2 protein-coding genes are annotated in these 665 nt (G+C 70.7%); one reads left to right on the top strand and one right to left on the bottom strand.

The window, feature by feature from the left end; genetic code table 11:
• Positions 1-57: 57 nt before the first annotated feature.
• Positions 58-183: a mycofactocin precursor MftA gene (mftA, locus tag U9980_RS02850; protein WP_322761495.1), complete on the bottom strand. Its 126-nt coding sequence runs from the start codon at positions 181-183 to the stop codon at positions 58-60.
• Positions 184-195: 12 nt separating this feature from the next.
• Between mftA and U9980_RS02845 the strand changes: the two genes are divergently transcribed.
• A partial coding sequence (locus U9980_RS02845) for a glycosyltransferase (RefSeq protein WP_322766553.1) occupies positions 196-665 on the top strand: 470 nt, incomplete at its 3' end.

The following is a 665-nucleotide window of genomic DNA, read 5'->3' as shown; positions in this document are numbered from 1 at the left end:
GTCAATGCTTGCGTCGCAGTCTTCGACTGTGGCCGCTTGATGTCGGTGGCTGGTTGATCAGTAGACGCCGCACATGCCGTCGATGGACACGTCCTCCACCAGGAGATCCTCAAGCACCGGCTCGATTGTCGGCACCTCGGCTGCGGCGATGGGACTGTCGCTGTCGACGTCGACGGAATCCATACGGTTCCTCCTGTGCGTCATACGGACGGAAACACGAACTGTGACGGTAGCCGGCTGCCCGGGCCCGCGCCTGCCCCGCTACCCGACTGCTTCTCGGTTCAGTGTGAACCGGACCTGCGGGTCCTGTCGCGTGGTCGGGTGCTGCTGGGCGGATCGCCGCTACGGCTGCTCACCCTGAGTCGCGCTGGCGCGGCCGTGTTCGAGGCGCTCGCGGGCGGTGCCACGGTGACGGCGGCCGGCGCCGGCGCGGGTACGCTCGCTCGCCGGCTGGTGGACGCCGGGCACGCCGATCCCGTGCCACCGACCGCGGGTCGGCCGGGCGTCCCTGGTCCGGATGACGTCACCCTTGTCATCCCGGTCCGCGACCGGGCGGCGGAGCTTTCGCGGTTGCTCGCCGCCGTCACCGGGACCTGCCGGGAGGTCATCGTCGTGGACGACGGCTCCACCGACGCAACCGGCGCGGTCGCGCGGCGGGCCGGTGT

The sequence above is a fragment of the Protofrankia sp. Cr1 genome (assembly GCF_963555865.1).
GTDB lineage: Bacteria > Actinomycetota > Actinomycetes > Frankiales > Frankiaceae > Protofrankia.
This window is presented reverse-complemented; position numbering and strand designations above follow the sequence as displayed.